This is a genomic window from Paracoccus salsus (assembly GCF_021556615.1).
GTDB classification, from domain to species: domain Bacteria; phylum Pseudomonadota; class Alphaproteobacteria; order Rhodobacterales; family Rhodobacteraceae; genus Paracoccus; species Paracoccus salsus.
The window spans coordinates 235,204-257,023 of the sequence record NZ_JAKGGD010000004.1 but is presented as its reverse complement, the minus strand read 5'-3'; the positions used below and the strand labels follow the sequence as shown (position 1 = coordinate 257,023).

At 66.5% G+C, this 21,820-nt stretch carries 20 protein-coding genes; 14 read left to right on the top strand and 6 right to left on the bottom strand.

Annotation, left to right across the window (positions count from 1 at the left end; genetic code table 11):
* Nucleotides 1-400 precede the first annotated feature (400 nt).
* The 4 genes from L1965_RS10440 to L1965_RS10425 all read left to right on the top strand — a co-directional run bounded on the left by L1965_RS10440 (nucleotide 401) and on the right by L1965_RS10425 (nucleotide 3,066).
* A complete protein-coding gene (locus L1965_RS10440; RefSeq protein WP_235756369.1) occupies nucleotides 401-655 on the top strand; it encodes a hypothetical protein in 255 nt (84 codons plus the stop codon).
* Nucleotides 656-657: 2 nt separating this feature from the next.
* Complete coding sequence (locus L1965_RS10435; RefSeq protein WP_235756368.1) at nucleotides 658-1,047, top strand: MAPEG family protein; 390 nt, start codon at nucleotides 658-660, stop codon at nucleotides 1,045-1,047.
* 83 nt (nucleotides 1,048-1,130) lie between these two features.
* Complete coding sequence (gene lpdA / locus L1965_RS10430; protein WP_235756367.1) at nucleotides 1,131-2,519, top strand: dihydrolipoyl dehydrogenase; 1,389 nt, start codon at nucleotides 1,131-1,133, stop codon at nucleotides 2,517-2,519.
* 73 nt (nucleotides 2,520-2,592) lie between these two features.
* Nucleotides 2,593-3,066: a transglycosylase SLT domain-containing protein gene (locus L1965_RS10425; protein ID WP_439332080.1), complete on the top strand. Its 474-nt coding sequence runs from the start codon at nucleotides 2,593-2,595 to the stop codon at nucleotides 3,064-3,066.
* Here L1965_RS10425 and L1965_RS10420 read toward each other — a convergent pair.
* Both L1965_RS10420 and L1965_RS10415 read right to left on the bottom strand, forming a co-directional pair.
* The gene (locus tag L1965_RS10420) at nucleotides 3,063-5,090 is read right to left on the bottom strand and encodes an ASKHA domain-containing protein (RefSeq protein WP_235756365.1); all 2,028 of its coding nucleotides are present in this window, start codon (nucleotides 5,088-5,090) and stop codon (nucleotides 3,063-3,065) included. The two genes, L1965_RS10425 and L1965_RS10420, sit on opposite strands and share 4 nt — an antisense overlap.
* Before the next feature lie 228 nt (nucleotides 5,091-5,318).
* Nucleotides 5,319-6,245: a class I fructose-bisphosphate aldolase gene (locus L1965_RS10415; RefSeq protein ID WP_235756364.1), complete on the bottom strand. Its 927-nt coding sequence runs from the start codon at nucleotides 6,243-6,245 to the stop codon at nucleotides 5,319-5,321.
* A gap of 215 nt (nucleotides 6,246-6,460) precedes the next feature.
* Here L1965_RS10415 and L1965_RS10410 point away from each other — a divergent pair, with 215 nt between their 5' ends.
* Entirely contained in the window at nucleotides 6,461-6,958 is a 498-nt protein-coding gene (locus L1965_RS10410) for a hypothetical protein (protein WP_235756363.1), read from the top strand.
* A 72-nt stretch (nucleotides 6,959-7,030) separates the two neighbouring features.
* On the opposite strand, the gene L1965_RS10405 is transcribed toward L1965_RS10410, so the two are convergent.
* On the bottom strand, nucleotides 7,031-8,224 hold the full coding sequence (locus tag L1965_RS10405; RefSeq protein WP_235756362.1) for a phosphoglycerate kinase: 1,194 nt from the start codon (nucleotides 8,222-8,224) through the stop codon (nucleotides 7,031-7,033).
* Between the two features lie 178 nt (nucleotides 8,225-8,402).
* Between L1965_RS10405 and L1965_RS10400 the strand changes: the two genes are divergently transcribed.
* The 7 genes from L1965_RS10400 (at nucleotide 8,403) to glmM (ending at nucleotide 16,319) form a co-directional block, all read left to right on the top strand.
* Entirely contained in the window at nucleotides 8,403-8,909 is a 507-nt protein-coding gene (locus L1965_RS10400) for a peptidylprolyl isomerase (protein ID WP_235756361.1), read from the top strand.
* Nucleotides 8,902-9,501 carry a peptidylprolyl isomerase gene (locus tag L1965_RS10395; protein ID WP_235756360.1) on the top strand — a complete coding sequence of 200 codons (600 nt, stop codon included), beginning with the start codon at nucleotides 8,902-8,904 and terminating at the stop codon, nucleotides 9,499-9,501. The genes L1965_RS10400 and L1965_RS10395 overlap by 8 nt, the downstream gene beginning before the upstream one ends.
* A gap of 100 nt (nucleotides 9,502-9,601) precedes the next feature.
* Nucleotides 9,602-12,148: a putative PEP-binding protein gene (locus tag L1965_RS10390; RefSeq protein ID WP_439332075.1), complete on the top strand. Its 2,547-nt coding sequence runs from the start codon at nucleotides 9,602-9,604 to the stop codon at nucleotides 12,146-12,148.
* A 299-nt stretch (nucleotides 12,149-12,447) separates the two neighbouring features.
* On the top strand, nucleotides 12,448-13,086 hold the full coding sequence (locus L1965_RS10385) for a cell wall hydrolase (protein WP_235756359.1): 639 nt from the start codon (nucleotides 12,448-12,450) through the stop codon (nucleotides 13,084-13,086).
* Nucleotides 13,087-13,147: 61 nt separating this feature from the next.
* Nucleotides 13,148-13,945 carry a dihydroneopterin aldolase gene (locus tag L1965_RS10380; protein ID WP_235756358.1) on the top strand — a complete coding sequence of 266 codons (798 nt, stop codon included), beginning with the start codon at nucleotides 13,148-13,150 and terminating at the stop codon, nucleotides 13,943-13,945.
* Nucleotides 13,946-13,986: 41 nt separating this feature from the next.
* Nucleotides 13,987-14,979 (top strand): dihydropteroate synthase, encoded by a 993-nt coding sequence (folP, locus tag L1965_RS10375; protein WP_235756357.1) that lies wholly within the window; start codon nucleotides 13,987-13,989, stop codon nucleotides 14,977-14,979.
* Complete coding sequence (glmM, locus tag L1965_RS10370; protein WP_235756356.1) at nucleotides 14,976-16,319, top strand: phosphoglucosamine mutase; 1,344 nt, start codon at nucleotides 14,976-14,978, stop codon at nucleotides 16,317-16,319. The genes folP and glmM overlap by 4 nt, the downstream gene beginning before the upstream one ends.
* 109 nt (nucleotides 16,320-16,428) lie before the next feature.
* Here the strand turns inward: glmM and L1965_RS10365 are convergent, their stop codons facing one another.
* Together L1965_RS10365 and dksA are read right to left on the bottom strand one after the other, a co-directional pair.
* Complete coding sequence (locus L1965_RS10365; RefSeq protein WP_235756355.1) at nucleotides 16,429-17,562, bottom strand: FAD-dependent monooxygenase; 1,134 nt, start codon at nucleotides 17,560-17,562, stop codon at nucleotides 16,429-16,431.
* A gap of 165 nt (nucleotides 17,563-17,727) precedes the next feature.
* A complete protein-coding gene (gene dksA, locus L1965_RS10360) occupies nucleotides 17,728-18,150 on the bottom strand; it encodes an RNA polymerase-binding protein DksA (protein WP_235756354.1) in 423 nt (140 codons plus the stop codon).
* Nucleotides 18,151-18,333: 183 nt separating this feature from the next.
* Between dksA and L1965_RS10355 the strand changes: the two genes are divergently transcribed.
* Nucleotides 18,334-19,176: an AAA family ATPase gene (locus L1965_RS10355; protein ID WP_235756353.1), complete on the top strand. Its 843-nt coding sequence runs from the start codon at nucleotides 18,334-18,336 to the stop codon at nucleotides 19,174-19,176.
* 111 nt (nucleotides 19,177-19,287) lie between these two features.
* Nucleotides 19,288-20,574, top strand: coding sequence for an O-acetylhomoserine aminocarboxypropyltransferase/cysteine synthase family protein (locus L1965_RS10350; RefSeq protein ID WP_235756352.1), 1,287 nt, complete (start codon nucleotides 19,288-19,290; stop codon nucleotides 20,572-20,574).
* A gap of 80 nt (nucleotides 20,575-20,654) precedes the next feature.
* On the opposite strand, the gene L1965_RS10345 is transcribed toward L1965_RS10350, so the two are convergent.
* Nucleotides 20,655-21,632 carry an SIMPL domain-containing protein gene (locus L1965_RS10345; RefSeq protein WP_235756351.1) on the bottom strand — a complete coding sequence of 326 codons (978 nt, stop codon included), beginning with the start codon at nucleotides 21,630-21,632 and terminating at the stop codon, nucleotides 20,655-20,657.
* Between the last annotated feature and the right edge of the window lie 188 nt (nucleotides 21,633-21,820).

Sequence of the window (21,820 nt, the reverse complement as noted above, 5' to 3'; positions counted from 1 at the left end):
CTCGGGGTCGCCGTGCAATCCTGCACAGCCCGCCACGCAACGCGCGCAAGCGGTGTACGTGCTGTGCACAGGCTGTGCTCGCCGGGTGGACGCCCGGTGCCACCCGAAACCCGGCATTTGCCGGCCCCGACGCGCCCGGTCCTGCGCGCCCCCTCCCGCGCAACGCTCGCGGGCGTTGCGCAACACCGCTCGAAACCGCATGATCCGGCTGCGCGACCCGACCGGATTTCGCGACAACCGCCGCCGCAAGGCAACCCGAAGGCAAGTCGCGCCGTTGGGCGACAGGCTGGAACCGACCCACGGCCTCGCCTGCCTGCCTGCCGGTCCGGCGCGGGCGTTACCCCCTTACCGGCGCGGATCTCCAGCCGTTCCGCGCCACAACCAGAGGAAAATGATCCAGATGCAGATGATCGCCCACTACAGCATCAGGAACTATGCCGACTTCAAATCCGCGTTCGACGCGGATGCCGAGGATCGGGGCAATAACGGCCTGTCGCTGCTGCAACTATGGCGCGAAGACGACCGCAGCGCCTGGGCGCTGTTCAATGTCGGCAATCCCACGGCCGCGCGCAACTATCTGGACGGGGCGGCGGGCGTCTTCAACGCGCAGGGCGGCGTCACCGCGACCAGCTTTCATTTCGTCGAGACGGCCTGATGATGACCGTCGAACTGACCGTCCTGGCTCTTGCGGGATTGCTGCAGGCAATTCAGTTCGCGGCCTTTTCCATCGCCGCCAATCGCCAGGTCGGGCCGAGTGTGGCGATGGGACCGCGCGACGATCCGCCCGCGCTCAGCGGTATCGCCGGCAGGCTGCAACGCGCGCTGAACAATCATTTCGAAGGGCTGATCCTCTTCACACTCGCGGTGGTGCTGGTCACGCTCGGCGGCGCGGCCTCCGGCCTGACAGCGGCCTGCGCGTGGATCTATCTCGTCGCGCGCACCGCCTACGTACCGGCCTATGTGCTCGGCTGGGTGCCGTGGCGCTCGGTCATCTGGACCGTGGGCTTTGCGGCGACACTGGTCATGATCCTGGCAAGCCTGTTCTGACTTGCCTTGGTCCACAAATATCCTGCGGGGGTCCGGGGGCGCAAAGCCGCCGGCCGTCGCCACCGAAAGAAGGGACATGAAACATGTATGATCTGATCGTGATCGGCGCCGGCCCCGGCGGTTATGTCTGCGCGATCCGCGCCGCGCAGCTTGGCCTGAAAGTGGCCTGCGTCGAGGGGCGCGAAACGCTTGGGGGCACCTGCCTGAATGTGGGCTGCATCCCCTCCAAGGCGCTTCTTCACGCCAGCCACATGCTGCACGAGGCGCACGAAAACTTCGGCCGGATGGGCCTGACCGGCGCCAAGGTGAAGGTCGACTGGACCAAGATGCAGAGCTACAAGGCCGAGACGGTCGCCGGCAACACCAAGGGCATCGAATTCCTGTTCAAGAAGAACAAGATCGACTGGCTCAAGGGCTGGGCCATCATCGAGGCTCCGGGAAAGGTCAAGGTCGGTGACGACGTCCACGAGACGAAGAACATCGTCGTCGCCACCGGGTCGGTCCCGGCCAGCCTGAAAGCGGTCGAGGTCGACAACGCCGGTGGCGTCATCGTCGATTCGACCGGTGCGCTGGCCTTGCCGAAAATCCCCAAATCGATGGTTGTGATCGGTGCCGGCGTGATCGGGCTGGAGCTTGGCTCGGTCTATGCCCGCCTTGGCGCCGATGTGACGGTGATCGAATATCTCGATGTCATCACTCCCGGCATGGATGCCGAGGTCCAGAAACAGTTCCAGAAGATCCTGACCAAGCAGGGCATCACGTTCGTCCTCGGCGCCGCCGTGAAGGGGGCCGAAATCGTCAAGGGCAAGGCCCGGGTCACCTATGCGCTGAAAAAGGATGACAGCGAAGAGACGGTCGAGGCGGATTGCGTGCTGGTCGCCACCGGACGGCGTCCGCAGGTCGAAGGGCTGGGGCTGGACGGTCTGGGCGTCGAGATGACCGATCGCGGCTTCGTCAAGGTCGACAAGCACTGGGCGACCAGCGTCAAGGGCGTCTACGCGCTTGGCGACTGCATCCCCGGCCCGATGCTGGCCCACAAGGCCGAGGACGAAGGCATGGCGGTCGCCGAGGTGATCGCCGGCAAGCATGGCCATGTGAACTACGACACCATCCCCGGCGTCATCTACACCACACCCGAGGTCGCCAATGTCGGCCTGACCGAAGAGGCCGCGAAGGAATCGGGGCGCAAGGTCAAGGTCGGCAAGTTCCCGTTCATGGGTAACGCCCGCGCCAAGGCGATGCTGCAATCCGATGGCTTCGTCAAGATGATCGCCGACGCCGAAACCGACCGCATCCTCGGCTGCCACATTGTTGGTCCGGGCGCCGGCGAAATGATCCACGAGGTCTGCGTGGCGATGGAATTCGGGGCTTCGGCCGAGGATCTGGCCCTGACCTGCCACGCCCACCCGACCACGTCCGAGGCCGTGCGGGAGGCCGCTCTGGCCTGCGGCGACGGGGCGATCCATGCCTGAGCATGCCAGGGGGGCGACCCTCTCGCCCTCGCGGCCGGGGGGCCTTGTCCGGCCGGGTGACGTCGCGCATGGCATGGGGCGACGCGGCCTGCTGGGCGGCCTTCTGCTTCTGGCCGCCTGTGGCAAGGCAGGCGGCCGCGGCGGGCCGCAAATGCCCGAAGGGCTGCAAGGCAACGGGCTTTATGCCAACGAGACACCCTATCTTCGATCGCGCATCAATTTCTGGGCGCGGCACTATGAGGTGCCCTCCGCGTTGGTCCAGCGCGTGGTGATCCGCGAATCGCGCCACCGCCCCGAGGCGCGCAACGGACCCTATTACGGATTGATGCAGATCCGGCCACAGACCGCCCGGACGATGGGCTATCGCGGTCCGGCTTCCGGTCTGCTTCATCCCGACGTCAATCTGCGCTACGGGGTGAAATACCTGCGCGGGGCCTGGCTCGTCGCCGAGGGCGATCCCGAGGACACGGTGACGTGGTATTCTCGTGGCTATTACTACGAGGCCAGGCGCAAGGGTCTGCTGAAACGGACCGGCCTGCGCGGCTAGCGGCGGCGCCGGCGCGGACGGTCCGCGTCGCCACCGGCGTTGAAGACCGGATTGGGCAAGGTGACCACCCCGGCGAGCGCGGGAAACGGGTCGGTGGCATGTGGGATCGCGTTGGACGCGACGAAATGTTCCTGAAAGCGCGGCGCGAGCGCGGTCTCGACACGTGTGATGCGGCGCACCTGCTCCTCGATCTCGGCCCGCGCGGCGCGCGAGCACAGCGCGATCCGGGCGCCGGTGCCGGCCGCATTGCCGGCACTGGTCACCCGTTCGGGCGGGCAGTCCGGGATCATTCCCAGGACCAGCGCATGCAGCGGCGAGATATGCGCCCCGAACGCCCCGGCCAGCACGATCCGGTCGGGTCGGTCGATGCCGAATTCATCCATCAGCAGTCGGGCACCCGCGTAAAGCGCCGATTTCGCCAGCTGGATCGCCCGGATATCGCCCTGCGTGACGGCGATCAGCGGCCCGCCCTGCGCGGTCCCGTCGTGAATGACATAGGCATGGGTGCGGCCCTGCGGCACGCAGCGCGGCGTGCCGGTCTGTGCGGCCGAACCGATCAGGCCGCTTGCATCGACGATCCCCGCCATCCGCATCTCGGCCACCGCCTCGATGATCCCCGAACCGCAGATCCCCGAGATGCCGGTCGCGCCGGCTGCCTCGGAAAAGCCGGGTTCGTCGGACCACGGATCGACGCCGATGATCCGGAAGCGCGGCTCGCCGGTCTGCGGGTCGATGCGGAGCCTCTCGATCGCGCCCGGCGCGGCGCGCTGGCCGCTGCTGATCTGCGCGCCCTCGAAAGCCGGCCCGGTCGGAGACGAGCAGGCCAGCACGCGGTCACGGTCGCCCAGGATGATCTCGGCATTGGTGCCGACATCGACGATCAGGACCGGCTTGTCCGATCTCTGCGGCCGTTCCGACAGGACCACCGCGGCCGCGTCGGCACCGACATGGCCCGCAATGATCGGCAACACATAGGCGCGCGCGGCCGGCGCGATCTGCAACCCGATCTCGCCCGCCCGGACAGTCATCGCGTCCGAGGTGGCGGGCGCGAACGGCGCCTGGCCCAGCTCCACCGGATCGATGCCCAGCACCAGATGGTGCATGACCGGGTTGCAGACGACAACGGCATCCACGATCCGCTCGGGAACGACACCCGCCTCGTCGGCCAGGCTGCGGGCCAGCTGGCCAAGCCCGGCGCGCACGGAGGCCGTCATGTCCGCCGCGCCGCCCTCGTTCATCATCGCATAGCTGACGCGGCTCATCAGATCCTCACCGAACCGGATCTGCGGGTTCATCAACCCCGATGACGCCAGCACCCGCCCGTCGTCCAGGGCCACCAGATGTCCGGCGATGGTGGTCGAGCCCAGATCGATCGCCAGCCCGCAAAGCGGCGTTTCCAGCAACCCCGGCACCAGATCGATCAGGATGGGGCGCTGCCCGCCATCATCGCCAACCAGCGCGGTCACCTTCCATTCGGCCTTGCGCAGGACCTGCTGGATCCGTGCCAGAACCGGCAGATCGGCGCGCAATCCCTCGATCCCCCATTGCTCGGCAAGGGTCCTCGACAGGCGCTGGAAATCGCCAGCCGGATCGTCAAGATCAGGCGCGACGACCTCGACATAGAAGGGCCGCACCGCAGGATCCATCGTCATCACCCGCTCGGCCGCGGATTTGCGGATCACCTGACGATGCAACTGGCTCTCGGGCGGGACGTCGATCACCGCGTCCGACAGGATCTGCGCCTGGCACCCCAGCCGGCGCCCCGGCCGCAGTCCCCGAACGCGGTCATAGCGCGCCTCGACCGCGTTGATGCCGCTCAGCGCATCCGCGGCCACCGTGACGCCATGTTTCGCGAACTCGCCCCTTCCCGGCTCGACCTGGCATTTCGAACAGATGCCGCGTCCGCCGCAGACCGAGTCCAGATCGACGCCCAGCAGACGGGCTGCGGCCAGCACCGTCGTGCCAGCCGGAACCCGACCCCGCTTGCCCGAGGGCGTGAAGATGACCAGCGGTTCGTCCGACATCAGATACCTCGCATTCCTCGGGCAGAGTTAACCCTGCCCTTCGCCGCGCGCAAACCCGCAAATCGCCGCGCGGGACATCAAATGCGACCATCTTCGCCGCCGCGTTGCGCGAGTCGGGGGTGAATTGCATCCGAACGGATGCAAGAGGGGGCGCATGCGCCCCCTCGCCCGCGCCGCCAGGCGCAGATCGCGTCGCGCCGCGTCAGCGGCGCGCCCGCAGGATCGGCTTCAGCCACCCTTGTAGATGTCGACAAGCTTCGACAGCATGTCCAGCGCATCCTCGCGGGACCGCTGGAAGCTGTTGCGACCGATGATGCTGCCATTGCCGCCGCCATCGCGGATTGCGCGGGCATCGTCATAGACCGCGTCGGCGCCCTTGGCCGCGCCGCCCGAGAACACCACGATGCGCCGACCGGCGAATGCCGCCTGCATGCAGTGCTCGACGCGCTTGGCCTGGGTCGAGACGTCGATCTGCCTGTCCTCGTAGACCTTCTTGGCCTCGGGCAGCATCAGGTGATCGGTGCTGAGCTTGATCTTGATGACATGCGCGCCGATCAGCGCCGCGATCTGGGCCGCATAGGCGGCGATGTCGATGGCGGTCTCGCCGTCCTTGGTGATCGCCTCGCCGCGCGGATAGGACCAGATCACCGTCGCCACGCCCTTGGCCGCGGCTTCGCGGCGCATCGCGACGATTTCCTCGAACATGTCCAGCGCCATGTCGCTGCCCGGATAGATCGTGAAGCCGATGGCCGCGCAGCCCAGTCGCAGCGCGTCATCGACGCTGGCGGTGATCGCCTGGTTCTTGCCGGCCGTGTCGGACATCAGGCTGTTGGCGCTGTTGACCTTGAGGATCGTCGGGATCTGGCCGGCGAAGCGGTCGGCCCCGGCCTCGATCATGCCAAGCGGCGCGGCAAAGGCGTTCAGCCCGGCATCGATCGCCAGTTGGTAGTGATAATGCGGATCATAACCTGCCGGGTTCGGCGCAAAGGACCGTGCGGGCCCGTGCTCGAACCCCTGATCGACGGGCAGGATGATCATCTTGCCGGTGCCCGCCAGCTTGCCGTTCATCAGCATCCGCGCCAGCTGCGCCTTCACGCCCGGCGTCTCGCCTTCATAATTGGCCAGGATCCGCCGCACCGTCTCGGTCATCTGCATGGAAAACTTCTCCTCTGTGATGGCGGTTCCATACCATGCGCAGACCCGGAGGCAACGCTGATGACGCTAACAAATACAGGCCGATGCCGATTGAAATACGGTCCTGCCTCCGAACGACGGAATGGCAGTTCGTAAAAGCTTAACCATTCGGGAATCGCCTCGGGCGCAAATAATGCGCATATCAGAATATGGGGGCCCTCAAGAAAGGAGACGGAATGTATACAAATATTTCCCTCGCGCATTACCAACTGCCGCTGTTCGGTCTTGGCACCAGCACATCCGCGACCGATTTCGGCCAGGATCACCGCAGCATCTTCGTCCGGCCCATTACCGCGGCCGGCGGGGTCACGGAACTGCCCGTGACCGAGGCGGTGCAATCCAAGACCTCCGTGCCGATGTCGTTTGAACAATGGCTCGACACGGTCATGATCTATCGGAACGCGGCGCTGCGAAATGACGCCGCCACGGCAGAAGCCGAAAGTCCCGCCGAGACTGGCGACGCCGCCGAAGCGGCTGCCGAAACCGGCGATTCGCCACAGCCCGAGGCCAGCAGCAGCGCGACTGAACCGGCCGAAGCTTCAGAGGCGGAAGAAGCTTCAGAGGCGGAAGTCGAACCGGCGCCTGACCAGCCCGACGCCGAGCCGACCGAAACCGGTGACGGGACGCAGGCGGGCTCGGGCAATGGCGGTCTGCTGGGCCGGTTGCTGGGCTGATGCCGTTGCGACCGGGGGCGGTCCTGACCGTCCCCGGGTCATCATCGGCGATCCACGCTGTCCGTTCGCCGGTCAGGCCTGCAGCGCGGCCACCCCGGGAAGTTCCTTGCCTTCCATCCATTCCAGGAAGGCCCCGCCGGCTGTCGAGATGAAGGTAAAGTCGGCCGCCGCCCCGGCCTTGTTCAACGCCGCCACGGTGTCGCCGCCACCGGCGACCGAAATCAGGCTGCCAGCGCGCGTCAGTTCCGCCGCGGCCCGCGCCGCTTCGTTGGTCGCCCGGTCGAACGGCTCGATCTCGAACGCCCCCAGCGGACCATTCCAGATCAGCGTCCGGCAGCCCTGCATCGCGGCTGTCAGCGCCTCGACGGTCTGCGGCCCCGCATCCAGGATCATCGCGTCCGGCGGACAGTCATCGACGCCAAGAACCTCGCTGTCGGCCCCGGCCCGGAACTCGCGGGCAACGACGATATCGACCGGCAGATGGATCGTGCAGCCGCCCTGATCGGCCTTCTGCATGATCGCGCGGGCGGTGTCGGCCATGTCGCGTTCGGCCAGCGACGTGCCGACCTCGACCCCCCGGGCCACCAGGAAGGTGTTTGCCATGCCGCCGCCGATGACCAGATGATCGACCTTCTCGATCAGGTTCATCAGCAGATCAAGCTTGCTCGAGACCTTGGCCCCGCCGACCACCGCCATCACCGGCCGTTGGGCATTGCCAAGCGCGGCGTCCAGCGCCTTCAGTTCGGCCTCCATCAGACGCCCCGCGCCCGCGTCCAGCAATCGCGCCAGCCCTTCGGTCGAGGCGTGGGCGCGATGCGCGGCGGAAAACGCGTCGTTGACATAGGCCCCACCCAGCGCGGCCAGCGAGGCGGCGAAGGTCGGATCGTTGCGCTCCTCGCCCTCGTGAAAACGGGTGTTCTCCAGCAGCCCGACATCGCCTGCCTGCAACCCGGCCACCACGCGCTTGGCCGGACCGCCGATGCAGTCTTCGGCGAAGGCCACCTCTTGCCCCAGGGCCGTCTCGAGCGCCGGCAGGATCTGCCTGAGGCTCATGCTGTCCACACGCTTGCCCTTGGGGCGATCGAAATGGGCCAGAAGCACCGGGATCCCGCCCCGGGCCTGGATGTCCTTGACGGTCGGCACGATCTTCTCGATCCTTGTGGCATCGGTAACCCGGCCATCCTCGACCGGCACGTTCAGATCCACGCGGGTCAGAACGACCTTACCGTCCAGATCCATGTCATCGATTGTCTTGAACTGGGCCATGTCGCGTCCCTCCGGGCTGTGAGGCTTCGGGATGGGTTGTCACGCATGGCGCGGACATCGTCAACTGCCGAAGCCCTCCGATCTGACGCGGGCGTGATCGCGCCGGGATCGGGTTGCGCGTTGCCCTTGGCGGCGCGAACCCCTAGACCTTGGGGCAAACATCGCAAAGGAGGGCCGCATGGCCGAGATCAAGGATCCCGAGAACACCATCATCATCGAGCTGAAGGACGGCTCCGTCGTGGTCGAGTTGCTGTCCGACGTGGCGCCGAAACATGCCGAGCGGATGAAGGAACTGGCCCGCGCCGGGAAATACGACAATGTCGCCTTCCACCGCGTCATCGAGGGTTTCATGGCCCAGACCGGGGACGTGGCGCATGCCAACATGGAAAAGGACTACAACCCCGGCCGTGCGGGCACCGGCGGCTCGGACCTGCCGGATCTGCCGGCCGAGTTCTCGAAGCTGCCGCATGACCGCGGAACGCTGGGGGCGGCCCGGTCGCAGAACCCCAACAGCGCCAACAGCCAGTTCTTCATCAACTTCAAGGACAACCACTTCCTGAACGGGCAATACACCGTCTATGGTCGTGTCGTCGACGGCATGGAGCATGTCGACAGGATCGCGCGCGGCGAACCGCCCGCAAGCCCGGACCGGATGATCTCGGTCAAGGTGGCTGCCGATGCGTAAGCTGATCCTGATCCCCGCCGCGCTGGGTCTGTCGGCCGGCGTCGCCTTCGCGCAGGTGCCGGCCCCGACCCATGAGGACGGGCCCGGCCCCAACATGGTGATCGAGATCGCCGATGCCGAGGGCAATCCCAAGGGCACCATCACGCTGGACCTGCTGGCCGACACGGCCCCCCAGCATGTCGAGCGCCTGGTCGAACTGGCGAAATCCGGCGCCTATGACGGGGTGGTGTTTCATCGCGTCATCGATGGCTTCATGGCGCAGACCGGCGATGTCCAACATGGCAACCAGGACGGCGATACCCAGATGGCCGGCATGGGCGGCTCGGACATGCCGGACCTGCCGGCCGAGTTCAGCGAGATCCCGTTCATGGCCGGCACCGTCGGCATGGCGCGTTCGCAGGACCCCAACAGCGCCAACAGCCAGTTCTTCATCGACCTGGCGCCGGCCACCTTCCTGGACGGCCAATATACCGTGGTCGGACAGCTGGTCGATGGCTGGGACGTGCTGAACGCCATCAAGAAGGGCGACAGCAGCGCGAACGGCGCGGTCGAGGCGCCGGACTACATGGCGAAGGTGACGATCGCCGAATAGTGCCGGACCACAACCGGCCAGGCTGGCATGAAAGGGGGCCTGGCGGCCCCTTTTTTTCGCACTTGCAGCAAGCCCGCATGCACGCCTATCCTGCGCCCCCATGGACATGCGCAATGCCGGCGACATCATCGAAATAACGCCCTCGGCGCAGGTTGATCCGCAGCGCCACGGGTGGCGGGCGAAATGTCTTCAGCGCCTGATCAGGATGGAACTGCCGGTTCCGCGCAGCTTTGCCATCTCGGCGGCCTCGGTGCAGGCCATCGCGGCAGGGCATCCGGTGGCGATGGCCGCCGTCCAAAGCCTGTTCGACAGCGGTGACGGGCTGGTCGGGGTCCGTCCCTCGGCGGCGACACCGGAATGGGGCGGGCCGGGCACGGTGCTGAATGTCGGCATCAACGACGCCGTGCACGCACGCCTGTCCGACCGCATCGGCCCCGAGAACGCCGATGCGATCTATCTCAACTTCGTGCAAAGCTATGCCATCCACATCGCCCGCCTCGATCCCGACATGTTCGCCCAGGAAGGCGCGGATGCGCTGAAGGATGCGCTGCGTTGCTATCGCGAGGAGATGGAAGAAGAGTTTCCGCAGGAGCCCAGTCGCCAGCTGGCCGAGGTGCTGCGCTCGATGGCAAGAGCCTGGGAAGGCCCGTCGGCGCGACTGCTGCGGCAGGCCAAGGGCGCGCCGGTCGATGCGCCGCTTGGACTGGTGGTGCAGAACATGGCCCTGGCGATGGGTCCGGGCCTGTCCGGATCCGGCAGCATCCAGTTCGTCGATTCGGTCACCGGTTCGCCGCGCGTGACCGGCCGTTTCCGCGGCCAGCATCACGGCGGTGCCGTCGGCAAGGGTGCTGAAAGCCTGTATCTGACCCGCGACAAACGCGGTCCCGCGCTGGAAGACGTGGCGCCGGACATCTTTGCCGACCTGGTGCGCTTCGGCGTCGCCGCGCGCGAGAGGCTGCGCGAAGAGATGCAGATCGAGTTCGTCGTGACCGATGGCAGGATCTCGATCATCGACGCGACCCGCGTGCAGCGCAGTTCGCGCGCCAGCGTGCGGATCGCGGTGGCGCTGGCCAATGACGGCGTGATCCCCAGGGACGAGGCGCTGATGCGGGTCGAACCCCGCGCGCTGGCGGACCTGCTGCATCATCAGGTCGATCCGCGCGCGACCCGCGACGTGATTGCGCGTGGCATCAACGCAAGCCCCGGCGCCGCCACCGGCAAGATCGTGTTCAACGCCGCGACCGCGCAGGCGTCGGCATCGCGCGACGAAGCTTGCGTGCTTGTGCGCCATGAAACCGTGCCCGAGGATATTCGCGGCATGCATGCCTCGGTCGCGGTGCTGACCGAACGCGGCGGCACGACCAGCCACGCGGCGGTGATCGCCCGCGGCCTCGGCCTGCCCTGCATCGTGGGCGTCTCGGGCCTTCGTATCGACAGCCGCAGCCGCACGCTGCGCGCGGGTGGCCGGACATTCCGCGAGGGCGAGGTCATCACCATCGACGGCAGCAATGGCGAGGTTCTGGCCGGCGCTGCCGCGCTGCTGGAGCCGGCGCTGGACGATACCTTCACGCAGCTTCTGGACTGGGCCGACGCCGTGGGGGGCATCGGCGTGCGTGCGAATGCCGATACACCCGAGGATGCCCGCACCGCACGCCGCTTCAAGGCACAGGGGATCGGGCTTTGCCGGACCGAACACATGTTCTTCGATTCCGATCGGCTGCCAGCCATGCGCGAGATGATCTTTGCCGACAAGCCCGAGGATCGGCGCCTGTCGCTGGACCGCATCCTGCCCATGCAGCGCGAGGACTTCATCGCCCTGTTCGAGATCATGGCCGGTTTGCCGGTCACCATCCGCCTGTTCGATCCGCCGCTGCATGAATTCCTGCCCCATGACCGTGAAGGCCTGCGCGAACTGGCCGAGTCGCTGGACCTGCCGCTGTCGGACGTGACCCGCCGGGTGGACGCGCTGTCCGAATTCAACCCGATGCTGGGAATGCGCGGGGTCAGGCTGGGGATCACGGTTCCCGAAATCTATGACATGCAGGCCCGCGCGATCTTCGAGGCAACGGTCGAGGCAAGCCGCAAGGGCGATGCCGTCGTTCCCGAGATCATGATCCCGCTGGTCAGCGCCATGCGCGAGGTCGAACTGGTCAAGAACCGCATCGACGCCGTCGCCGCCGCGGTCCGCAATGATCGCCGCGCCGAGTTCACCTATCGTCTGGGGGTGATGGTCGAAACCCCGCGCGCGGCCCTGCGCGCCGGCGACATCGCCGCGCATTCGGCCTTCCTGTCATTCGGCACCAACGACCTGACGCAGATGACCTATGGCCTGTCGCGCGACGATGCCGGGCGCTTCATGGGCATCTATGTCGGACAGGGCGTATACGTCGAAGACCCGTTCCACGTCCTGGACCGCGACGGGGTGGGTGAATTGCTGCTGACAGGCGCGCAGAGGGCGCGCGAGCAGCGCCCCGGCATCACCGTTTCGGTCTGCGGCGAACATGGCGGCAACCCGGAATCGATCGCCTTCTGCCACGAAGCCGGGTTCGACTATGTCTCTTGCTCGCCGTTCCGGGTGCCCGTCGCCCGGCTGGCGGCGGCGCAGGCCGCGATCCAGACCCGGCGGAACGCCGCGGCGGAAGGCTGAGCGATCACCGATTCGCGCGGCCCGGACGAGATCATCAACCGCAAGTTGTTGTTTTTTGATCCGAAACGGACCTTTCTTCGGCAGGTTTCGCCGTTTTTCGCCGGTTGCCGCCCGATCACTCGGCGACATCTTGCCGGAATTCTGGTTAACGCAGGGTCATTCGCGGAAACGGTATTTGTGTCGTAGCGAGGTCGGTCCGGAAAACTCTAGACACGCTGATGAACTTTGGTGCCACGCCAGCTGCTCGCGGCAGGGGCGCCTTTACCGCCTGTCAATGTTAGTGGCTTATAGGACCTGACATGAAATCGCTGCTTTTACGGCTTACGCCCATCTGCCTGGGCGCTGCCGCCGCCATGACCCTTGTCTCGAACAGCGCCGCCGCCGGGGGGAATGGCTCGCTGTTTTCGAACGACATCGCCTTGTTCGGGGCGGCATCGGATCCGATGGACCAGCCGAGGCCGAGACCGCTTCTATACACGGGTGCCGAACCTGTGAAGATCGAAAACGGTCCCGAGGAAATCTTTCTTGCCCGCTCGAACGCCCGCTACACCGCGGACGATCTGAACTGCATGGCCGAGGCGCTTTATCACGAGGCGCGGGGCGAGGGTAAGAAGGGTCAGGCCGCGGTCGCCGAGGTGATTCTGAACCGCGTGGACAGCCGCGCGTTCCCGCCTTCGGTCTGCGGGGTGGTCAACCAGCCCAGCCAGTTCAGCTATACGATCGGCGGCCCCAAGAGCATCCGCAACAAGGCCGCCTACACGCGCGCCCGCGCCATTGCCGAGGCCGCACTGACGGGGGCGCCGCGCGTTCTCACCGGCGGCGCGACGTATTTCCACACCCCCGCCGTACGGCCGTCCTGGTCGCAGCGCTTCCATCGGACCGTGCAGATCGGGCGTCACATCTTCTATCGGAAGGGCCAGCGCGTCGCCTCGAACTGACCGCTTGTCGGGGAACGCAGGGCGGGCTTGCCTGAGATGCGAATATGCTGTGAATGGGGGCATGGAACAGCCAGACCGCATTCACCTGCGTGATCACATCGTCACCGCCGAAATCGGCGCATTCCAGTCAGAGCGCGGTCGCACCCAGCGGCTGCGTTTCTCGCTGAGCGTGGATCTTCGCGATCCGGTCAGCGGCTCCGCCGATCATGTGGACCGGATCCTGTCTTATGACGTGTTGACCCAGGCGATCGAAACGGCTCTGGCCGACCAGCGGTACAATCTTGTCGAGACCCTGGCCGAGAAGATCGCGGCCGAGGTTCTGGCGCATCCCGCCGCCGCGCGGACCGGCGTGACGGTCGAGAAGCTGGATCGCGGTCCCGGTGCGCTTGGCGTCACCATCGTCCGGGATGCCGCGCGCGTGGACAGCACGGCGCAGGTCCTGCCGGTCAGCGTGCTGGTCTGGGACGCGCCGACGGCGACCCCGCAGGGGCCGGTCATCGTGATTGCGGGCACCACGCCCCCCGCGCGCGATCCCGACGCCTCCACGGCACGGCGCCGCATCGCCCTGCTTGCCGCCGACCAGGCCGCCTGGGCGCTTTCCGAGGGGCTGGCCCTCGAGATTGCCGAAACGCGCACCGAGCTTGAAGCAGCGATCCGCGACCGTCGCCCGGTCGTCTGGGCCCCTGCCCGGCTGGCGGCGGACGACGAGGCCGCCGGCACGACGCCCGCCTCGCTTGCCTTCTGGCTGGCGGCCAGGCTGGATGCCCTGCGCATCGACTTTGCCCTGCCCGATGACGCATCCCTGCCCACGCCGCCTGCGGGTCTGGCCGCACAGGTCGCGCGCGCGGCCGTGCTCTGACACAGGTCACTTTCTCGAACACCCGCAAGGCAGGAACAACGATGTCCCGATCCCGCGAATATTTTCGTCCGATCCCGTTGCCACAGGGAGGTCGGTGGCGTCTTGCGGGCGGGCAGATCGGATTCTCGGCCCTTGAACGCCTGCGGCGCGGGCAGCGACCCGAGATCGTGACCCAGGCGCCTGCCGAGGTGATCGAGGCATTGACGCTTGCGCGACAGCCGGTCCTGGGCATGGCGTTGGACCGGCCGGTTCTGATGGGCATCGTGAATGCCACGCCCGACAGTTTTTCGGATGGCGGCAGCTACGAGCCTCTGGCTCAGGCGAGGTCCCTGATCGCAGCGGGCGCGGATATCCTGGACATCGGCGGCGAATCGACCCGCCCCGGTGCCGACGAGGTGCCCGAACAGGAGGAAATCGACCGCATCCGCCCGGTCATCCGGGCCTTGGCGGACCGGATCGGGATCTCGGTCGATACGCGCAAGGCAACCGTGGCGCGCGCCGCGCTGGCGGACGGAGCCGCAATGGTCAATGACGTATCGGGTTTCGATTTCGACGCCGCGTTGGCGACGGTCGTCGCGGCCAGCGGCGTGCCGGTCTGCCTGATGCACGCCCAGGGACTGCCCGCCACGATGCAGGACGATCCGCGCTATGACGACGTGCTGCTGGATATCTATGACGCCCTGGAAGCCCGCATCGCCCGCGCCGAGGCGGCAGGGATCGGCCGCCCAAGGATCGTGATCGATCCGGGTATCGGCTTCGGCAAGTCGCTGGCGCATAATCTGACCATCCTGCGGCGGATTTCGCTGTATCATGGGCTTGGATGTCCGATCCTTCTGGGGGTTTCGCGCAAGCGTTTCATCGGCACGGTCGGCGGCGCCGAACGCCCCGCCGACCGTGTGCCCGGCAGTCTGGCGCTGACGCTGGCGGCCGTGGCGCAAGGGGTCCAGATCCACCGCGTCCATGACGTGGCAGAGATCGCGCAGGGATTGCGGCTGTGGCAGGCCGTCAACAAGAACGACGAGGCAGAAACATGAGCAGGAAGCTTTTCGGAACCGACGGCGTGCGCGGCCGCGCCAACACCTACCCCATGACCGCCGAGATGGCGTTGCATCTTGGCGCGGCCGCAGGCCGGTACTTCCGCCGGGACGGACGGAACCGGCACCGCGTGGTGATCGGCAAGGACACGCGGCTGTCGGGCTACATGCTGGAAAACGCGCTGACCGCAGGGCTGACCTCGACCGGCATGAACGTGCTTTTGCTGGGACCGGTGCCGACGCCGGCGGTCGGATATCTGACCCGCTCCATGCGGGCCGATCTGGGAATCATGATCTCGGCCAGCCACAATCCGGCCGAGGACAATGGCATCAAGTTCTTCGGCCCTGACGGATTCAAGCTGTCCGATGACGCCGAGACCGAGATCGAGGCCATCGTGGCGGGCCAGATCGAGCCGGCGCAACCCGGCAATATCGGTCGCGCCAAACGGATCGACGACGGCCGAGGGCGATACGTCGAATATGCCAAGACGACATTTCCGGCGGGGCAGCGGCTGGATGGCATGAAGGTGGTGATCGACTGCGCCAATGGCGCGGCCTATCGCGCAGCCCCCGAGGTGCTGTGGGAACTTGGCGCCGACGTCATCCCGCTGGGGGTCGAACCGGACGGATTCAACATCAATGACAGGGTCGGCTCGACCCATCCGGCGGCCTGCGCGGCGATGGTCCTGGACCAGAAAGCCCATCTGGGGATCAGCCTAGACGGCGATGCCGACCGGGTCGTCATCATCGACGAGCAGGGCCGGATCGCCGATGGCGACCAGATCATGGCGCTGTTGGCCAGGCGATGGGCGCAGCAGGGACGCCTGAAGGGCGAGGCTCTGGTCGCCACCGTCATGTCGAATCTGGGGCTTGAGCATTTTCTGCATCGCCAGGGCCTGCGGCTGGAACGCACCCGTGTCGGCGACCGCTATGTGGTCGAGCGGATGCGTGAAGGCGGGTTCAATCTTGGCGGCGAACAGTCGGGACATATCGTGATGACCGACTATGCGACCACCGGCGACGGCCTGATCGCCGCGATGCAGTTCCTTGCCGCGATGGCCGATACCGGTTTGCGGGCCAGCGAACTGGCCTGCCAGTTCGAACCCGTGCCGCAATTGCTGATGAATGTCCGCTACGCAGCCGGTGCCGATCCGCTGTCGGCGGATAGCGTGCGGGCGATGATCGCCCAGGCCGAGGCGCGGCTGGCCGGCTCGGGCCGGGTGCTGATCCGCAAATCGGGCACCGAGCCGCTGATCCGGGTGATGGCCGAAGCGGAGGACGAAACGGTGCTGCGCGAAGTCGTGGCGGGGATCGTGGCGGCCGTCGAGCGGGCAGCCTGAGGCAGCTGGTCCGCAGACCGAGGGCGCCGCGGGAAACCCGCGGCGCTTTCCGCGTCCCGCGGCGGCCGGGGGCGTTGCCCCCGGCGCAACCCAGATCCTCGCGGGCAGCCTAGCGAAGTTCCAGCGTGGGGTCGTGGTCGTAAAGCCAGTCGAATCGGGACAGCAGCTGACCCGGCGCAACCCGTTGAGCGGCGCGCAAGGCGGCATGGGCCAGGATACGTCTGGTGCCCGTCAGGTGATAATTGCGGGCATTGGCGTTCGCGGCTGCCACGATGCGCGTGACGCGGGGCGCGCGCATCGCCTGGTATCGGTCCAGCGCGACGGCCTGATCGGCCGAGGCGTCCAGACAGGCGGCAAGACTCCAGGCGTCCTCGATCGCCATGACAGCGCCCTGTGCCATGAACGGCAATGTGGGATGGGCCGCATCGCCGACCAGCGCATGGCGGCCGTCCTGCCAGCGGCGCGCGACCTCATGCCGGAACAGGCCCCAGACATGAACCTCGTTGACGGCAGAAAGCCAGCCCGGGACCGGCCCACCAAACGCTGAGAAGGTGGCGCGCAGATTGCCCGGATCGTCCGGAATGGCCCAGCCCTCGTCCTGCCATTCATGGCGTTCCTGTACCGCAACCAGGTTCCGCAGCCCGCCAGGCAAGGGATAGCTTACCAGATGGCGGCCCGGCCCCATGAAGATCCGCGCCTCAGGGACGGCGTCGGCGTCGGCGTCGGCAATCACCGCGCGCCACGCGACCTGATGGGTGAAGAAGGGCACCTCGCGGCCGTTCAGATGGCTGCGGATCACGCTGCGCAACCCGTCGGCGCCGATCACGAGGGGGGCTTCCGGCGGGGTGGTGACCGCCCGGTTCAGTTCGATCCGCGCGCCGGCATCCCGGGCCGCAGCCGCCAGAACCTCGATCAGGCGGGCACGATGGACAAGCCGGAATTCGTCCTGTGGACGATGCCGGATCAGATCAAGCCGCGCCACCGGCGCACCGGTGGCATCATGCAGCGCGACCGCATGGCTGCGCAGCGACGCTTGCGCGATCGGCCGCGAAAGCCCCAGCGCGTCGAGGACCCGCATGCCATTGGGCGAAAGCTGAAGGCCCGCGCCGACCTCGCGGATCGCGTCCGCGCGCTCCAGCACCGTCACCCGCGCACCCCGCCGACCCAGGGCAATGGCCGAGGTCAGCCCGGCCACTCCGGCCCCGACAATGACCACCGGACGGTCTTTCAGCGCGCCGCTCATCGGATCTGGATCCCGCGGATGCACATGTCGAAACCGCGCGCCGTTTGCAGGAAAAAATCTGCGGAACGCCGCGGGAAACGCGCGCCTGATCCCGCCATGGTGTCCGGCATGTCCGCCTTGCATCTCATCGTCACGCGGGCGCCATGACCACCCTGTCTTCCCGGCTCAGTCGTCCCGATGGACCCGTTCGCGGCGCTCGTGTCTTTCCTGGGCTTCAAGCGTCATGGTCGCGATCGGCCTTGCGTCCAGTCGCCTGAGGCTGATCGGTTCACCGGTTATCTCGCAATAGCCGTATTCCCCGGTCTCGATACGCCGCAGGGCCGAGTCGATCTTGCTGACCAGTTTGCGCTGGCGATCGCGCGTGCGCAGTTCCAGCGCACGGTCGGTTTCCTCGCTGGCGCGGTCGGCCAGATCGGGCACCGCGCGCGCGCTGTCCTGCAACCCCTCCAGCGTCTCGGCGGACAGGTCCAGCAGTTCCTGCTTCCAGGCTTCCAGCTTCCGGCGGAAATACTCAAGCTGCCGTTCGTTCATGAATGGCTCGTCCTCGGCAGGGCGGTAATCTTGGGGCAGGAAGGTCTGGGCTTTCATTTGTCCTCCGGCGGCGCCGGGCGGTGGTATGGGTTCCGACACCTGCGGCCCCATTAAAGTATGATGGGATGGTTGTCACTAGGCCAATACACGCTATTTGTACGATCGACCCACCACCATCGCGCGGCTGTTTCGCCGTGCAGGCTTATTCGGCCAAGCTTTTCACGGAAAAGGAGAGTTTTCATGCAATTCACCGGCACTGACCGCTATGTCGCGCCGCCCGAACTGGCCGTTGCGGTCAATGCCGCCGTCACGCTCGAGCGGCCTCTGCTGGTCAAGGGCGAGCCCGGCACCGGCAAGACCGAACTCGCCCGTCAGGTCGCCCGCAGTCTCGACCTGCCGATCATCGAATGGCACGTGAAATCAACCACGAAAGCCCAGCAGGGGCTTTACGAATACGATGCCGTCAGCCGGCTGCGCGACAGCCAGCTTGGTGACAAGCGCGTCCACGACGTCGCCAACTATATCCGCAGGGGCAAATTGTGGCAGGCCTTCGACGCCGATCGCAAGATGGTCCTGCTGATCGACGAGATCGACAAGGCGGATATCGAGTTCCCGAACGACCTGCTGCAGGAACTGGACCGGATGGAGTTTCACGTCTACGAGACCGGCGAAACCGTCCGGGCGAAGCACCGGCCCGTCGTCGTCATCACCTCGAACAACGAAAAGGAATTGCCCGACGCGTTTCTGCGGCGTTGCTTCTTTCACTATATCCGCTTTCCCGACGCGCCAACGCTGAAGGCGATCGTCGCGATGCATTATCCGGGGCTGAAGCCGCGCCTGCTGGACGAGGCGCTGACCCAGTTCCTGTCGCTGCGCGATGTTCCGGGGCTGAAGAAGAAACCCTCGACCAGCGAGTTGCTGGACTGGCTGAAGCTGATCCTGGCCGAGGATCTGGCACCCGAGGACCTGAAACGCGATCCGGGCGAGATGCTGCCGCGTCTGCATGGGGCGCTGCTGAAAAACGAACAGGATGTCGGCCTGTTCGAGAAACTGGCCTTCATGGCCCGCCGACAGGGTCGCTAGGCGCAGGCGGCCGCTGCCTTTCCGCCCGATGCCGGCGCCGCGCGGAAAACGGCATTGCCGCAGCCCCTGCCCGCCGCTTAGGGTGCCACCCATATTCACAGGAGGAACGAGATGGCCGACAAGCAAGGCTTTGATACAATGGCGATCCACGCCGGCGCGGCAGCAGATCCGGCGACCGGTGCCCGGCAGGTGCCGATCTACCAGACCACCGCCTACGCGTTCCGCGACGCCGAGCACGCGGCCCGGTTGTTCAACCTGCAAGAGGTCGGCTACATCTATTCCCGCCTGACGAACCCGACCGTGGCGGCACTGCAAAGCCGCGTCGCGGCGCTGGAGGGCGGGGCCGGCGCAATATGCTGTTCGTCGGGCCATGCGGCACAGATCCTGGCGCTGTTTCCGCTGATGGGTCCGGGCAGGAACATCGTCGCCTCGACACGACTCTATGGTGGAACCGTCACCCAGTTCAGCCACACGATCAAGCGGTTCGGCTGGTCGGCCAAATTCGTCGATCTCGACGATCCCGAGGCGCTGAAAGCGGCCATCGACGAAGACACCCGCGCAATCTTCTGTGAATCGATCAGCAATCCGGGCGGCTATGTCACCGACATCCCGGCGGTCGCCAAGCTTGCCGATGCCGCGGGCATTCCGCTGATCGTGGACAACACGCTGGCCACGCCCTATCTGTGCAGGCCGATCGAGATGGGCGCCTCTCTGGTCGTGCACAGCCTGACCAAGTTCATGACCGGCAACGGCACGGTGACCGGCGGCGCGGTGATCGACAGCGGCACGTTCGACTGGTCGGCAAGCGACAAGTTCCCCAGCCTTTCGGCGCCGGAACCCGCCTATCACGGGCTGAAATTCCACGAGACATTCGGTGCGCTGGCCTTCACCTTCCACGGCATCGCCATCGGGTTGCGCGATCTGGGCATGACCATGAACCCGCAAGGCGCTCATTACACGCTGATGGGGATCGAGACTCTGGGGCTGCGGATGCCGCGCCATGTCGACAACGCCCAGAAGGTCGCGGAATGGCTGGAACAGGACCCGCGCGTCGAAAGCGTGACCTATGCCGGGCTGGCCTCGTCGCCATGGAATGCGACGGCCAGGCGGCTTTATCCGAAGGGCGCGGGATCGCTGTTCACCTTCTCGATCAAGGGCGGCTACGAGGCTGCCGTGAAGCTGGTCGATGCGCTCGAGCTTTTCAGCCATGTCGCCAATCTGGGCGATGCAAGGTCGCTGGTGATCCATTCGGCCTCGACGACCCATCGCCAGCTGACCGAAGAGCAGCAACGTGCAGCCGGTGCTGCCCCCGAGGTGGTTCGGCTGTCCGTCGGAATCGAAACTGCAGAGGACCTTATCGCCGATCTGGATCAGGCGCTTGCGAAAGCGACTGCCTGAGGCCGCGATCGCACGAGAAAAGGGGGGGCAAGCCCCCTTTTCACCCTTCCTTCAAAGCCATGCGCCGATCAGTTCGATTTTTACGGCGCCGGCTCCATGGCTTCGCCCTCGACCGGAGGCGGCGGCATCTGGTCCCCTTCCCCAGGCGCGGGCGCCTGGGCTTCGGGCAGCGCTGCACCGTCCGCGGGCGGCATTTCGGTGGGCGCGGCCTTGCCTTGCTTCATGCCGCCCCGGTGATGCCTGCCCTCCATGCCCTGGCGGCAGGACTCCATGCCCCCGATCAGCGCGTATTCCATCTGGACCGAAGCCGACATCGACAATTCGCCCGCCTGGACCGGGACGCTTTCGGACGCCGCCGCGCCATCGGCCGCCATCCGCATCATCGGGCGAGGTCCGCCCGACACCTGGTTGTCGCGCAGCATCAGCACCGGGCCAAGCGTCAGCCCCGCGGCCTCGGCCAGCACGCCGGCCTTGTGGCGCGCATCCGCCACCGCCGCACGACGGGCCTCGTCCTCGACATCAGTGCCGTCATCGCGGCCGAAGTCGATGCCGTTGATCTCGTTCGCGCCGGCATCGACGATGGCATCCAGAACCGCGCCCAGATCGGCGATCTCGGTCACGCGCACCGCGACCATGTTGCTGGCCTGATAGCCGGTCACGCGCGGTGCCCGGTTTTCGCCGTAATCCATCACGGTGCCGAGGCTCAGCCCCGAGGTCTGGATGTTCCTTTCGTCGATACCGGCGCCCTTCAGCGCCTCGATGACCGCCGATTGCCGGGTCGAGTTCTGGCGCATCGCCTCGGCCGCGCTGTCAGCCTGGCTGGTGACCCCAAGCTGCACCGTCGCCATGTCGGGCGCGACGCGCGCCTCGCCCTCGCCGATGACCGTAAGGCGTCGATCGGCCATCGTGCCGCCGGAGCCTGGACAGTGATGCGCAGCCCTGTAGTGCCCGTGCCCACCCTTGCCTGACCCGGCATGTGCCGGGCTCGCCATCGCCAGCAGTGACGCTGTTGAAATCATCAGCGCCGTGCGCGCCAGAATACCGGGTTCATGCCTCATGTCGGGTCCTCTCCGCCTGAAAAACGCGACCGGAGTCGCAATGCCGGATCTTAGCGCCTCGTCTGGCCGATCGCGTTCACAGCTGCGCCAGATTCGCTTTTCTAAACCCACAATTTGGGGTAGACGAAAGGAAGCGCCACCAGATCGCGGCATACAGAACCGCGACGCCATTTTCGAGCAGTGACAGA

Coding starts and splice junctions, on each gene's coding strand:
- L1965_RS10395 (WP_235756360.1), top strand. CDS start 8,902: ATGCGTAAGCTGATCCTGATCCCCGCCGCGCTGGGTCTGTCGGCCGGC.
- L1965_RS10420 (WP_235756365.1), bottom strand. CDS start 5,090: ATGTCGGACGAACCGCTGGTCATCTTCACGCCCTCGGGCAAGCGGGGT.
- L1965_RS10440 (WP_235756369.1), top strand. CDS start 401: ATGCAGATGATCGCCCACTACAGCATCAGGAACTATGCCGACTTCAAA.
- glmM (WP_235756356.1), top strand. CDS start 14,976: ATGAGCAGGAAGCTTTTCGGAACCGACGGCGTGCGCGGCCGCGCCAAC.
- L1965_RS10410 (WP_235756363.1), top strand. CDS start 6,461: ATGTATACAAATATTTCCCTCGCGCATTACCAACTGCCGCTGTTCGGT.
- L1965_RS10425 (WP_439332080.1), top strand. CDS start 2,593: ATGGGGCGACGCGGCCTGCTGGGCGGCCTTCTGCTTCTGGCCGCCTGT.
- L1965_RS10355 (WP_235756353.1), top strand. CDS start 18,334: ATGCAATTCACCGGCACTGACCGCTATGTCGCGCCGCCCGAACTGGCC.
- L1965_RS10390 (WP_439332075.1), top strand. CDS start 9,602: ATGGACATGCGCAATGCCGGCGACATCATCGAAATAACGCCCTCGGCG.
- L1965_RS10415 (WP_235756364.1), bottom strand. CDS start 6,245: ATGCAGATGACCGAGACGGTGCGGCGGATCCTGGCCAATTATGAAGGC.
- L1965_RS10350 (WP_235756352.1), top strand. CDS start 19,288: ATGGCCGACAAGCAAGGCTTTGATACAATGGCGATCCACGCCGGCGCG.
- L1965_RS10380 (WP_235756358.1), top strand. CDS start 13,148: ATGGAACAGCCAGACCGCATTCACCTGCGTGATCACATCGTCACCGCC.
- L1965_RS10400 (WP_235756361.1), top strand. CDS start 8,403: ATGGCCGAGATCAAGGATCCCGAGAACACCATCATCATCGAGCTGAAG.
- L1965_RS10385 (WP_235756359.1), top strand. CDS start 12,448: ATGAAATCGCTGCTTTTACGGCTTACGCCCATCTGCCTGGGCGCTGCC.
- dksA (WP_235756354.1), bottom strand. CDS start 18,150: ATGAAAGCCCAGACCTTCCTGCCCCAAGATTACCGCCCTGCCGAGGAC.
- folP (WP_235756357.1), top strand. CDS start 13,987: ATGTCCCGATCCCGCGAATATTTTCGTCCGATCCCGTTGCCACAGGGA.
- lpdA (WP_235756367.1), top strand. CDS start 1,131: ATGTATGATCTGATCGTGATCGGCGCCGGCCCCGGCGGTTATGTCTGC.
- L1965_RS10405 (WP_235756362.1), bottom strand. CDS start 8,224: ATGGCCCAGTTCAAGACAATCGATGACATGGATCTGGACGGTAAGGTC.
- L1965_RS10435 (WP_235756368.1), top strand. CDS start 658: ATGACCGTCGAACTGACCGTCCTGGCTCTTGCGGGATTGCTGCAGGCA.
- L1965_RS10365 (WP_235756355.1), bottom strand. CDS start 17,562: ATGAGCGGCGCGCTGAAAGACCGTCCGGTGGTCATTGTCGGGGCCGGA.
- L1965_RS10345 (WP_235756351.1), bottom strand. CDS start 21,632: ATGAGGCATGAACCCGGTATTCTGGCGCGCACGGCGCTGATGATTTCA.